The organism is Tumebacillus algifaecis, assembly GCF_002243515.1.
GTDB classification, from domain to species: domain Bacteria; phylum Bacillota; class Bacilli; order Tumebacillales; family Tumebacillaceae; genus Tumebacillus_A; species Tumebacillus_A algifaecis.
The window spans coordinates 3,599,316-3,611,969 of record NZ_CP022657.1 but is presented as its reverse complement, the minus strand read 5'-3'; the positions used below and the strand labels follow the sequence as shown (position 1 = coordinate 3,611,969).

The window sequence follows — 12,654 nt, the reverse complement described above, 5'->3', positions numbered from 1 at the left end:
TCTTAAGCATCAAAACGCGTGGTCCGCAGCGGTGTCACATTCGAGTCGGCCTGCGTTCGCGGGGTGTCCTCTTTCACAGGCGCTTGGACCGTATAGCGCGAGATGTTGAGCAGGATGCCCATCGAAAACATTTTGACCAAGAGTGAGGTCCCGCCATACGAGATAAATGGCAAGGGAACGCCGATGACTGGCAAAAGGCCGGAGACAGAGCCGATGTTCAAAAAGACGGCAAACCCGATCAGCGTCGTGAAGCCGATCGCCACCAGCGACGCAAAGCGATTCGGAACGCGCATCGCAATGTAGATGCCGCGCCAGATGAGCATGCCGTACAACACGAGCAGCACCAAGCCCCCGATCAAACCCCATTCCTCGGACAAGATCGCAAAAATAAAGTCGGTGTGCGGCTGTGGCAAATAGGAAAACTTTTCAATCGAATGGCCGAGCCCGCGACCGGTCCAACCGCCCGTCGCAATCGCAAACATCGATTGCACGATCTGCAGGTTGCTGTCGGTGACATCGCCGCTGAACGGGTCGAGATAGGTCGCCACGCGATCGCCGCGGTAACTCATCAAGGCGAGCGGGATCAACCCGACCAGCCCGGCGATGATCGTGTTACGGATATACTTCCACGGGAGGCCTGCCGCAAACATGATCACAAACGGGCACAGGGCGAACGTGACGGCCGTATCCATATCCGGCTCCAAAATGATCAAGATAAAGCCGATCGCAATCAAGATGATCGGCGGCCAATAAGACGCTTTCGGATCGTTCAATCGGTCCTGCTTGCGTGAGAGCAGATAGGCGACATGGATGATGATCGCAAGCATGGCAAGGTCGGAAGGCTGAAACTGAACCCCCGCAAATTTCACCCAGCGGTCGGCGCCTTCGACATGTACGCCGATGCCTGGCATAAAGACCAGTCCGAGCAACACATAGGACCCGAGCAACATCAAGCCGGACAGCTTATGCCAGCGCATAAACGAGATGTTCATCGTAAACAACATCACCAACAGCCCGAGCAACACCCATTTTAACTGCTTGAAAAAATACACGTCGGTGCTCTGCATCTTACTCTCTTCAAGCGCTACCATCTGCGATGCGCTATAAATGCAGATCAACCCAAACAAAGCTAACAAAATGACGACAACAAACAGTATAAAATCAGGTCGATGCCTTTCTAACTTCATGCGCTTCCTCCATCGTTCTACATCTAGTTACAACTTCGACATGAAATTCCTCAACCCTCTCTGAATCTGTTATAATATGTATTCGCAAGGAAAGATTTCGAAGAGAGGGAGTCTTTCATGAGGAGAGCATACAACCAATCGAACGGCTATGCCGAGGCATGGGAACGGTCAATAGCATACGGGATCGACTCGGCGAAATTGCCGCATGACGCACAGCTTGGCGCAGAAGAGCTGTCCAAACGAATTATGAACAACCGGTTGCTGCTTGAGTCCGCCCTTCCATATGTTGACCAATTATACCGCACGGTGGAAAGCGAATGCATCGTCGCGATCTGCGATCTCGACGGCTATCTGCTGGCTACTCGCGGGGAACGTTTGCCTGACAAATTGTTGCTGCAGCACACGACACCTGGTTTCTGCTGGCATGAGCGAGTGTTTGGCGCCAATGCGCTCGGCACGGCTCTTGCTGAAGACCGCCCTGTACACATGGTCGGAGATCAGCATTTCCTTGAAGAACTACATGGCATGTCCTGTGCCGCAACGCCACTGCATGATTCGCAGGGCCAGTTGGTCGGGGGGCTTGCCATCGCTGCATATAAGACGGAACACAGCCCCTATATGCTCGGCACCGTTCTGTCGATCGGACAAGCGATCGACAAGGCGATGATCTTAAAGTCGGAACAATATCGCACCTTGTTGCTCAAAGAAAAGATCGCCGAGACGTCGAACAACCTGCTCATCGTCGCAAGCGATGACGGTACCATTTTGCTCCTGAACCCCGCGGCCGAAGCGTTGCTCGTGCCAAGCGGTGAACAGCGCAAGACGCTTCAGGAGCTATTCACCGAAAAAAGCGCCGCCATGCTTGCGTTAACCTCGCGCAAAGATCTGACCGACTTTGTGGAAGAAGTCAAAAATCCGGGCGTACAGGATACCTACCATATCTTCTGGGACGCTCACTGGATCGAAGACATGACCAACGAAATGTCAACCCTGCTGCTCGTCGGGCGCGACATGACCAAATTTGTCCGCATGGAGCGCAGCGCCAAGCAAGGGGAACGCCTTTCGACGATGGGCAAATTCTCGGCACAGATCGCCCACGAAATTCGCAACCCGGTCGCAGTGATCAAGTTGGCCATGCAGTTAATGCTAAAACAGGAGGAATTCTCCGAAAAATCGGAGAAAAAAGGAAAAATGATCTTGTCTGAGTTACGTAGAATTGAAGACTTGGTCAATCACTTTTTAAACATCTCCAAGCCTCAGACGCCGATTTTTCGCGACTGCAACCTGGTCGATACGCTGCGTGATACGTGCTGTCTGATGCAGACGTCTTTTTTGCAAGGAAATCTCAACTTGGTTGAACACTACGAAGACATTGGCATGATGCACGCCGACTGCGATCAGTTGCAGCAAGTCTTTCTCAATCTGCTGAACAATGCGATCGATGCCACGCCGGAGGGCGGCACGATCGAGGTGCTGGTGGGCTTGGATGAAGCGGAGCCAGATGTTGTGCAGATTCGCATCTCCGACACGGGACAAGGGATACCTGAAGATTGTCTCGCCGATGTGTTCGAACCGTTTTACACGACGAAAAGCAGAGGTACTGGCCTTGGCCTGTCCAACGCCAAGGCGATCATTGAAGCTCATGGCGGCGAAATGGAAGTGGAAAGCGCCGTCGATCACGGAACGGTTATCACGATTTGGTTACCTTTTGTGCCGCCAGTCTCTTAAAAGTTGGCTCGATTTTAGGTATACTAGATCTACTACGCTCTGTTGGAGGCCAATTTCATGACAGTTGAAATGTTCGATTTTAAATCTGCGCTCAAGCGCACCAAGCTCAACCCAATACAGAAAATGACGTTGTCCAACCGCTTCAAAGGCCGCGAGTTTACCTATCCGACCGAAGGGGATAACATCTACGAAGTCGCGTTTGGCGAAACGGTGATCAACATCCGGGCTGCCGAAACCGGCCTGACCCCGGAAGAGATGGATCTGATCGCAGACGTGCTCTCGCGCGCTCGGAAAAATGAGCAAAAAGCGATGATCGACATGCTGACGGTGATCCAAGTCTACCCGCTCGCTCAAGAGACGACCGACACCCTGATCAAAGAATGGGGCGAAAACGGCGTCGAGTCCAAGCTGATCGCAGGATCGGCACTGGAAGGCGCGGTATTGTAGAAAAGCAAAATGTGGGAACTCTAAAAAAGCATGCAGAGCCTCTGCATGCTTTTTCTCTTGCTTGTCGATTGGGAAAGGAGGACTTGAGATGCGCCAGTTTCTGATGGTCATCGTGCTCTCCGTCGTTTCGGTCTTGCTGATCTACTTGGCCGGCGTTTGGTTCGACACGTTGCTTCCCGAGTGAGCGTGGACGGTCGATTTTCGGGCTTCCGTTCTCAGGATGCCGAGCGCACAGACCACGCCGATCGCGGTCAGTACCAGCCACGGCAGCCAGGGTAGATTCGTTTTGGCTGCGGCGTCCAGTAAGAAACCTCCAAACGTATTGCCAAATGAGCCGCCAACGGCCAAGGAGAGGCCGGAGAAGCCGAAATAGGAAGCGACCAACGCTTTTTCGGCAATTTCGGTTGTGAACACTTGAAACGTAGGGTTGACGATCAATTGGCCGAACGCGATTCCGGTGGTGACGACGAGCAATGTCCACAGGTTGACATCGAACATCAGCGGGGCAAAACCCAATCCATTGATCAACACGCCAAAGGCGATGATCCGCAGCTGTGTCCAGTTGCGGTTTTTCAACCAGCGCGAGACGGGCAGTTGCAGGAAGATCACTTGCAGCGAGACGAGCGTGAACAGCCAGAAGACCAGGCTTGCTTCACCGTGCGCTTTGGCGATATACGGAACGGTCATATAAAGTTGTTGAAACAGCATATTCAGCCCCATCATCCAAAACAGCAGCCACAAAAACGTACGGTTTTGGATGATCGTGCGCACGCTTTTGAACAGGCTTTGTTCGGCTTGCGATTCGGTCTGAAGCTTCGGAACCAGTAGATAAGCGAGCAGGCCGAGGATCAGAAACATCGCAGCCGCCACGAAGCTGACCATCTGAAACGAGAGGCCGATCAGCATCACCCCGGCGACCGGGCCAAGCGTCATGCCGGCATTGCCGATGATGTTGCGCCAGTCGAACAGCTCTTTGCGGTTCTCCGGTTTGGTGAGTGCAACAAAGGCGGCCTGATTGGCCGGGAAGATCAGCGCACCGCCTGCACCGGAAAAGAACGAGGCGAGCAGGATGCCCGGCACCGACTCGAGCACCCCAAACAGGACAAAGCCCAAAGCGCGGATCAGCGAGCCGAGAAGCATCATTTCGCGGTAACCAAATCGGTCGGCGAGGAACCCGCCGAACAGCATCGAACTTTGCTGCGCCAAGATCCTCGCACCGAGCATCGTGCCAGCGACAGTAGCGGTCAGACCTAAATTATCAGTGAAATGTGTGCCAAGCAATGGTACGATCATAAAGAAGCCTAAATTTGAGAAAAAAATGGTCAGTTGTAACGCCCAGATCGGCGTAGACCAGCGAGGGAGACCTTCTATGAGTTTCATCGGTCCTTCCCATCTCCTTCGGGTTGCGAAATGTTTAGTCTACTATAGCACAGAATAATCTGTGAGAAGCAGTTCTTTTTTCTAGGGATGGGGGGATGAGTTATCGATCACGGGATGCTTGCCATACTCGATCAGTATGGATATGTGGGTCTGTTTGGACTGCTCATGCTTGGGATTGTTGGTCTTCCGCTGCCTGATGAGACGCTGTTGACCTTTACAGGCTACCAGATCGCACAGGGGCGTATGCATTTTGCCGGAGCGTTGCTGGCCGCTTTCTTGGGCAGTTCGCTTGGTATCACGCTGTCGTTTTTGATCGGGCGGCTGTTGGGGAAATCGGTGGTCGCAAGGTTTGGTCGCTTTTTGCACTTGACGGAAGAGCGACTGCTTCGTGTGGAACACTACATGGAACGTTTCGGGGGACTTGCCCTGTTTTTTGGTTACTTTGTGCCTGGGGTTCGTCACCTGACCGCTTTAAGTGCCGGGGTCGGCCAGATGAAGTTTCGCATTTTCGCGCCGTTCGCCTATTTAGGCGCTTTGTTTTGGACGGTGACGTTTTTGCTGATCGGGCAATTGTTCAGCAATCAACTGAATCATTTGGAACGAATGCTCTATCCGTATCGGTTCTGGGTGCTTGTGGTGGTCGTCGTTTCCTTTGTCACGCCGCTCGTCTGGCGCATCGTCAGCAGTCGTCGCCAAAAGAGAAAGGACAACCGACTCGTAGTTGATGAAAAACGTGTGGATCGAGAGGAGTGATGTGGAAGTGGGCATCGGATTTCGTTCGTTTTCGCTGGAACTGCACAGCCCGCATTTGCCGATCAAAGAGGTGGCGCTGAAGGAGTGGGCGGTCTGCATCGACGCGATCGCCAACGGGGAGCAGCTCGTCCTGCTGCGCAAAGGCGGGATTACTGAAGAAACGCGGGAGTTCCGCTTGGAGGAAACTTCTTTCTACCTCTATCCAACCTATGAGCATCAGAGAGCGCAACTGATCAAGCCGGAGTATCAGGAGCGAGTGGAGCAAACGATGGAAGGGATCGAACTGCCGCCCAAAGCGGTCTGGATCACGCATGCGGCACATGTTGTCGATGACATCACGCTGCATTCGGAGGACGATTTGAAAAAGCTTGACCCGTTTCATATCCTGACACATAATTATGCCTCTGAACGTTTGCAGTGGAGAAACGACAAGCCTTTGCATATCCTGACCGTGCGCGCCTACAAACTGACCACACCCAAACAGGTCCACGTTGCACCTGAGTATCTCGGATGCAAATCGTGGTTGACCTTGCAAAAGCCGATCACCGACACCGATCTGGAGCCGGTGCTGTCGGCCGAAGCGTTCGAACACAGGCGACAGCAGATTTTTCAAGCCTTAGGTTTCAACGAGCATAAGCAGTAACGCAGTAATCGAAAATGGGGGAGAGGTATGGGGGTCAAGCCTTATTTGAACCTACCGCGGCCGATGGTGCTCGCCCATCAAGGGGCATCCGCCTATGCGCCGTCGAACACGATGGAGGCATTTCGCCTCGCCGTGGAGATGGGAGCCGATGCGTTTGAGACGGACGTGCACATGACAAAAGACGGTTATGTGGTCGTCAGTCATGACGACACGGTGGATCGGTTGACGAACGGCACCGGGTTTATCAAATACAAAACGCTCGCCGAGCTGCGGGAAATCGATTTCGGGTACAAGTTTACGCCAGACGGGGGGCAGACCTTCCCGTTCCGGGGAAAAGGTGTGACGATCCCGACGCTTGAAGAGGTGTTAAAAGAGTTTCCGACGATGCGTGTCAACATGGACATCAAGCAGACCACGCCGCCGATGGAAGCGGCGCTGGTCGAAACGATCAATGCTTGCCAGGCCAAAGATCGAGTGCTGATCGCGTCGTTTCACACCAGCACGATGAAACGCTTTCGTCGCCTGGCTTCGTCGCGCATCGCGACCGGAGCGAACACGCGGGACATGGTGGAATTTATCTGCTACTGGCGAACCGGGTTGCACAAGTTTTACAAGCCGCCTGTCGATGCGTTTCAAGTGCCGGAGCAAGGCTATGGTGTACGCGTTGTGACGCCGAAAATGATTGAAATCGCCCATCGACACGGCGTGAAGGTGCACGTTTGGACGATCAACGAGGAAGCGGACATCCATCGCCTCCTCAAATGGGGCGTCGATGGCATCTGCAGCGACTACCCGGATCGGGTGGTCAAAGTGATGCAGGAGTTGGGAATGCGCTGAGGGTGCGGCAAGGACCACCTTTTCGCGATGATGCAAGTCATACTGATCACATGTTGCAGGAGATGAGGCTGTGAATGTGGCAGACTCTTCTCCTGCTTGTTCAACATTCATTATTTGTAAAATTATACCTAGTTTGTATTTGAGGTGATAGTCATGATGATCTTTTCTACTTTGATTGCTCTTCTCTTTGGGTATGTTGTGGGTTCGATACCGTTTGCGTATCTGCTTGGGCGTCGCAGAGGAGGGAACATCTTTGAACAGGGCAGTGGCAATCCTGGCGCGACGAACACGCTGACCTTGTTCGGTAAACGAGCGGCGGCGGTCGTGCTGGTGCTCGACTTGCTGAAAGGATTCCTGCCAACCATGTTGGCCGATTGGGTGACGGGCGACCCAACGCTCGCCTTTTGGACAGCAACGGGCACGGTGCTTGGACATGTTTCTTCGATGTTCACCAAGTTTCGCGGCGGGAAAGCGCTGGCAACAGCCGGTGGCGCCTTGCTTTTCTTACAACCGATTCCGCTGTTGGTCGCCTTCGGGAGCTATGTGGTCTTGGTCTTGATCACACGCTATATCATCGTAGCGACCACGATCGTGATCGTGGGAGCGCTGTTGTGCTTCCTGTTCACACCGCAAATCTTCTCCGAGCAGATCGCGTTCTTTTTGATGGTGGCGGGCGTGTTGTATCGCCATTTGCCGAACTGGGAACGCATGTATCTGAAAAATGAGCCGAAAATCACCAAGCCGATTCATGAAGTGACCCTCCAGCGTCTGTCTGCTGAAAAGCAGGAATGGGTGAAATTATCGTATTGGATCACGATGATCATGATTTTGCTGGCCTTCGTGGTCTGGGAATCGAGATAAGAGCAGAAGAAAGATCACCTGTTGGCAGGTGATCTTTTTGCATAAAAAAACCAACTCGCGAGGAGTTGGTTTACTTCGAAAGGGACGGGCGATTGGACAAATGGGATGCCGCTTTTAAGAAGAAGAACGAGGCCAAAATCATGGAGAGCGGCAACAGCGAGAAAGCGGTGAACAGCGACGTTTTGTCGGAAATGAACCCGACGATGACCGGACTTGGAATGTCGCCGAGAAAATGCATCAGGAACATCGCCAGCGCGGCTGCCGTATTCCAAACCGCCTTTTCTGTCACGTCAAAGACCAAGGCGCTCGCCACGCCGACATGCCACAGCATGAAGAACGCGGAGAGGAAGAAGGCGACAAAGCTTTCCATAAAAAGCCCGATCCACAAAAAGATAGCGGAGAGCAACATCGACAGCACCAGCGTATAAGCGCGTCCGCGTCTGTTGCGTTTTTGCCAGAAGTCGGCGACTAGACCGCCGATCGGTGCTCCGAGCAACCCGGCTCCGACCTGTAGACCCCCGGAGAGCAACGTCGCTTTTTCCAAGGAATAGCCGAACGAACGCTCAAAGAAGGTCGGTACGAAAAGGACGATTGCCCCAAAAGCGAAGGAGATGCCGGCATAGCCGAGACAGGTGTAAAGGTAAGGCTTGTTTTTCAAAAGCTGTAACAGTTCGCTGAGCCGGAACTTCTGGCGATCTTTTGCTGTCGGCTGTTGTTGCAAAGGCAGACGCCAAGCCATGTACGCGAGGATCAGGCCAGGCACCCCGACGATGAAAAAGGCCCACTGCCAGCCGAAGTTGACGCCAAGCCAGCCGCCGAGCACAACGCCCAGCGCGCCGCCGATCGGCATCCCGAGGTTGAAAATGCCGAGTGTGGCCGAACGCTTGCGCTCTGGGTAGGCGTTGGAGAGGATCGTGCCTGCTGTCGAGACATAGGCCGCTTCGCCGATGCCGACCAGCGCACGGAACACGAACAGCGTGGCAAACGACCAAGCCAGTGCCGTCGAGACGGTCGCGATGCTCCAGATGGCCACGCCGATCGCCGCAACTTTGTGCGGTTTCCAACGGTCCGACCAGGCGCCAAAGGGGACGGAAGTAAGAGAATAAGTGATCATAAAGGCCGAGCCAAGCAAGCCAAGCGCTGTGTCGGACAGCAGGAAGTGTTCTTTTAACAATGGAAAAACACCAGACAGCACTTGGCGGTCCACATAGTTGATCACATTGATCGCTAAGAACAATACAAGCAGACGAGTCGGATTCATGGTGCACTCCTTTTTTATTTCAGCATACCACGATTGAAATAAATGGCACAGTCGAAATATTCGGACTGTGCCATTCGCGTTATGTTTTTTGCTTCGAGCGAAGGGGGCGACTGGAGTGCTCTACCCGCGCTTCGTTTTCAAGGGTCAGCGGTTTGGCGAGCGCCTGCCAGCGGCGAAGCAGCACATAAACAGCGCTGAGCAGCAGTCCGAGCGCCCCATAGAGCAACCAAGGCAGCGCCAGATAGTCGATCGCGACTGCTCGCTGCATCAACTGGCCGCCAGCGATGTTGCCGATCGCTTCCCCCGCACCAAAGACGAATGCTGCCACTCCGAAATAACTGCCGATCTGCTCCGGTTTGGCCAGATCGGCGACGATCGTATCGGAGGTCGGCATCACAAACATCTGACCGAACGTGATCACCACAGCGCTCGCCACCAAATGCCAAAAGGAAGTGGAAAAGGCGACCGACCCAAGCCCCGTGCCGATCAGCACCATCCCCATCGCCATCGCGCTCAATGGATGCAGATACTTGGTGAAAAATCGCGTCACCGATCCTTGCAACAGGATCACCAGCATGGCCGATGCGGTAAAAATCAATCCGATGTTGCGTGCGCTTTCGATCTGCCCAGCCCGCAAAGGCAACGATAGAGAGTATTGGGTGAACAGCGCCCAGACGAAGATCGTCACGAAGGAGAAGGACAGGAATGGTCGGTCGGTCACGATCTGTCGAATGCCATGTCGGTCCACTTTCGGACAATCTTCCCCGACACAATCGCGTTTGAGCAACACCAGATGCAAGAGGGCGAGCACAAAATAGACCAGGGCCGCTCCGCCAAACAACACGGTAGAACTTCGCGTATGTAGATAAGTTCCGAGCAACGGCCCCAGCGTCACGCCGATGTTTGCCGCGATGCCGCGGTAGGAAAAAGCGGTCGTCTTCAGGCCCGCTGAGGCCAAGGTGGCGATGCCCGCTTTGGCACCGGGCGCGTACAGACCGCCGCCGATTCCAGCGATCAGGTTGGTGAGCAACAGCGTCGCAAACGTCCCGCCCCAGATGAAGCCGAGCAGACCGATGCCGCGGATGAGCAGTCCGCCGACCATCGTAAACCGTTGGCCGAATTGGTCGGACAGAAAGCCGCCAAGCAGACTACCGACCAGAAAAGCGATCGACCCGCCTCCAAGCACCAGCCCGGTGCTGCCTAAGGAAAGTCCCTTTTCGGTCGAGAGGATGATCGCGAAAAATGGCAGTAGCATGTACGAACCGAGATGGGTGAACAAAATACCGCCGAGCAACACATAGATGGAGCGACCGAGCTGTGGCAGAAATGCCATGGTGTCATCACCTCAGTCTTACCTTGCCACAAGTAGAAAAAGAGCATGCGGTTCTGACACAAGAGTGTCGATTTTGTAAGGTAGCTGACGTGCGCTGGCAGTAGGTGGTGTTGTATGATAGAAATTGAACCAGAAGGAGGGAGTATCGTGTTAGATGCAGCGAATCCGACGTTTATTGTGGCCTTCTTTGCGGGGTTGTTGTCTTTTGTCTCCCCGTGCTGTCTGCCGCTTTATCCGTCTTACTTGTCGTACATTACAGGCGTTTCCTATCAGGAGATGTACGAGCACCGCAACCAAGCGGCAGTTCGGCGCAAAGCGTTGACCTATTCCTTTTTCTTTGTACTTGGCTTTTCGCTGATCTTTATCGTGCTCGGCATGTCGGCTAGCACGATCGGCGCGCTTTTTTCTAACTATGGAGATTTGATCCGCCAGATCGGTGGGATTTTGATCATCGTGATGGGCTTGTTTCTATCTGGCATCATCAAAATTGACGCGTTGCTCTCGACGAAGCAGTTGCGGCTGAAATGGCGCCCTGCTGGCTACTTTGGTGCGGTGATCGTCGGCATTTCCTTCGCGGCGGGCTGGACACCTTGCATCGGCCCGATTTTGGCGTCGGTGCTGGCGATCGCAGCTTCCAATCCGGCGAGCGGGATGAGCTTGATGCTGTTTTACTCGATCGGTTTTGCGCTTCCGTTTTTGATCATGGCCTATACGCTGGGCTCGGTGCGCTGGATGATGAAGTACGCGCAGACGATTTCGAAAGTGGGCGGTATCGGCATGATTTTGATGGGCGTACTGCTTCTGACCGACTCGCTGACCAAAATCACCACATGGCTGATTCCGCTGTTCGGCGGCTTCACCGGCTTCTAAAGGAGGCATGACGAAGATGAATCGCACAATGAAACTGGTGCTCGGCGGGGCAGTGATCGCTCTGCTCGCGGTGGCCGCGTACCTGAGCAATCAGCAGGGTTCGACCGGAGAAGAATCCAAGGAAACGGAGAACAAAGCGGGCGATGTGGCAGAGATGCCAGTTGTCGGCTACCGGGCACCTGCGTTTGAGTTGCAGACGTTCGACGGGCAAACGGTTAAGTTGTCCGATCTGAAGGGCAAACCGGTCGTCCTGAATTTTTGGGCGTCTTGGTGCGGGCCGTGCCGCGATGAAATGCCCGATCTGGAAACGGTGCATAAGCAGTACGGGGATCGTGTGCAATTTTATGGCATCAATTTGACCTCGCAGGACAATCTGGACAAGGCAAAAGCCTTTATGAAGGAGATGGGTGTTTCATTTCCCAGCCTGATGGACGCCGATGAGAAGACAGCTAAGGCGTACCGCACGTTCTCGATTCCGATGACGTATGGAATCGACCAAAATGGCATCGTCTCTGAGATCCACAAAGGACAGATCAACAAAGTGGTGATGGACGGCATGTTGCAACGTCTGGTTGCAAACTCGGGGCAATAGGAAACAGATGTCCATTTTGCCAAGCGGGTTGCATCTGGGGCCGATCGCATTCGATGATTCAGGGTGGGTCGGCCTGTTGTTGGCGTTTATCGTTTTTTTGTTCGTGACGAAGCGAATGTTCATCAGGCGTGGTGGCGATGGTGAAAAACTGACCGATGTGCTGCTTGTGATGGCCGCGGTGTGGGTGTTGACGCCTCGTCTGCTGTCGTTTGTGTACGCACCTGTCGAGTCATTTTCCCATCCGATCCTGACACTGGTCGGTGGCCAAGTGCCGTTTGGTCAGTGGTGGGGGACGGCTATCGCTCTGGGATATGGATTTTGGCAACAGCGGAAGCATCAGTTCGAGTTGCGGGTGGCAGGGGATGTTGTGGCGCGGGCGTTTGTGCTCGGGTTTGCGGTGTACTCGCTGTGTTATGCCGTAGCAGGTGCGCCGACCAATCTGCCATGGGCGGTGACGCACGGGGAGCAAAGCTATCATCCGCTAAATTTGTACCAAGCGGCTGTGGCGTTGGGGATTTTTGCCCTGCGTCGAAGCGGTGCGTGGTCACTTTTGCTGTTCGGTGCTGGAATGTTGCTGTTGTCTCTGTTGCAGGTGCATCCGTACACGTTGTTTGGATTGGCCATGCTGCAGTGGCTTTGGCTGTTGCTGGCACTGGTCGGACTGTTCGTCTTGATCGGTTTGGCCGATCAGAAAGTGGAAAAGGCTGCCTGAGGCAGTCTTTTTTTCCTGTTATGAAAAAGACCAACGCGCGATGCGACGTT

General features: G+C 53.9%; 13 protein-coding genes. 9 read left to right on the top strand and 4 right to left on the bottom strand.

The window, feature by feature from the left end; genetic code table 11:
- Positions 1 to 2: 2 nt before the first annotated feature.
- Entirely contained in the window at positions 3 to 1,187 is a 1,185-nt protein-coding gene (gene ftsW, locus CIG75_RS15870) for a putative lipid II flippase FtsW (RefSeq protein ID WP_094237508.1), read from the bottom strand.
- A gap of 117 nt (positions 1,188 to 1,304) precedes the next feature.
- Here ftsW and CIG75_RS15865 point away from each other — a divergent pair, with 117 nt between their 5' ends.
- Complete coding sequence (locus tag CIG75_RS15865) at positions 1,305 to 2,915, top strand: ATP-binding protein (RefSeq protein ID WP_094237507.1); 1,611 nt, start codon at positions 1,305 to 1,307, stop codon at positions 2,913 to 2,915.
- Between the two features lie 57 nt (positions 2,916 to 2,972).
- Positions 2,973 to 3,362, top strand: a complete 390-nt coding sequence (locus tag CIG75_RS15860) for a hypothetical protein (RefSeq protein ID WP_094237506.1) — start codon at positions 2,973 to 2,975, stop codon at positions 3,360 to 3,362.
- Positions 3,363 to 3,503: 141 nt separating this feature from the next.
- On the opposite strand, the gene CIG75_RS15855 is transcribed toward CIG75_RS15860, so the two are convergent.
- The gene (locus tag CIG75_RS15855; protein WP_094237505.1) at positions 3,504 to 4,742 is read right to left on the bottom strand and encodes an MDR family MFS transporter; all 1,239 of its coding nucleotides are present in this window, start codon (positions 4,740 to 4,742) and stop codon (positions 3,504 to 3,506) included.
- Between the two features lie 114 nt (positions 4,743 to 4,856).
- Here CIG75_RS15855 and CIG75_RS15850 point away from each other — a divergent pair, with 114 nt between their 5' ends.
- From CIG75_RS15850 to plsY, 4 genes are all read left to right on the top strand, one after another.
- A complete protein-coding gene (locus tag CIG75_RS15850) occupies positions 4,857 to 5,495 on the top strand; it encodes a DedA family protein (RefSeq protein ID WP_094237504.1) in 639 nt (212 codons plus the stop codon).
- Positions 5,496 to 5,502: 7 nt separating this feature from the next.
- On the top strand, positions 5,503 to 6,138 hold the full coding sequence (locus CIG75_RS15845; RefSeq protein WP_157729592.1) for a DUF1802 family protein: 636 nt from the start codon (positions 5,503 to 5,505) through the stop codon (positions 6,136 to 6,138).
- A gap of 27 nt (positions 6,139 to 6,165) precedes the next feature.
- On the top strand, positions 6,166 to 6,975 hold the full coding sequence (locus CIG75_RS15840) for a glycerophosphodiester phosphodiesterase family protein (RefSeq protein WP_094237502.1): 810 nt from the start codon (positions 6,166 to 6,168) through the stop codon (positions 6,973 to 6,975).
- Between the two features lie 153 nt (positions 6,976 to 7,128).
- Positions 7,129 to 7,836 (top strand): glycerol-3-phosphate 1-O-acyltransferase PlsY, encoded by a 708-nt coding sequence (gene plsY / locus CIG75_RS15835; RefSeq protein ID WP_094237501.1) that lies wholly within the window; start codon positions 7,129 to 7,131, stop codon positions 7,834 to 7,836.
- 70 nt (positions 7,837 to 7,906) lie between these two features.
- Here the strand turns inward: plsY and CIG75_RS15830 are convergent, their stop codons facing one another.
- Both CIG75_RS15830 and CIG75_RS15825 read right to left on the bottom strand, forming a co-directional pair.
- A complete protein-coding gene (locus tag CIG75_RS15830; RefSeq protein ID WP_094237500.1) occupies positions 7,907 to 9,097 on the bottom strand; it encodes a spinster family MFS transporter in 1,191 nt (396 codons plus the stop codon).
- A gap of 79 nt (positions 9,098 to 9,176) precedes the next feature.
- The gene (locus CIG75_RS15825; protein ID WP_094237499.1) at positions 9,177 to 10,430 is read right to left on the bottom strand and encodes an MFS transporter; all 1,254 of its coding nucleotides are present in this window, start codon (positions 10,428 to 10,430) and stop codon (positions 9,177 to 9,179) included.
- Positions 10,431 to 10,544: 114 nt separating this feature from the next.
- On the opposite strand from CIG75_RS15825, the gene CIG75_RS15820 reads away from it, so the two are divergent.
- From CIG75_RS15820 to CIG75_RS15810, 3 genes are read left to right on the top strand one after another with little or no spacing between them, the layout of a single operon-like run.
- Complete coding sequence (locus CIG75_RS15820) at positions 10,545 to 11,300, top strand: cytochrome c biogenesis CcdA family protein (RefSeq protein WP_094237498.1); 756 nt, start codon at positions 10,545 to 10,547, stop codon at positions 11,298 to 11,300.
- 16 nt (positions 11,301 to 11,316) lie between these two features.
- On the top strand, positions 11,317 to 11,892 hold the full coding sequence (locus CIG75_RS15815) for a TlpA family protein disulfide reductase (protein WP_157729591.1): 576 nt from the start codon (positions 11,317 to 11,319) through the stop codon (positions 11,890 to 11,892).
- Positions 11,893 to 11,899: 7 nt separating this feature from the next.
- Entirely contained in the window at positions 11,900 to 12,604 is a 705-nt protein-coding gene (locus tag CIG75_RS15810) for a prolipoprotein diacylglyceryl transferase (RefSeq protein ID WP_094237496.1), read from the top strand.
- Positions 12,605 to 12,654 lie beyond the last annotated feature (50 nt).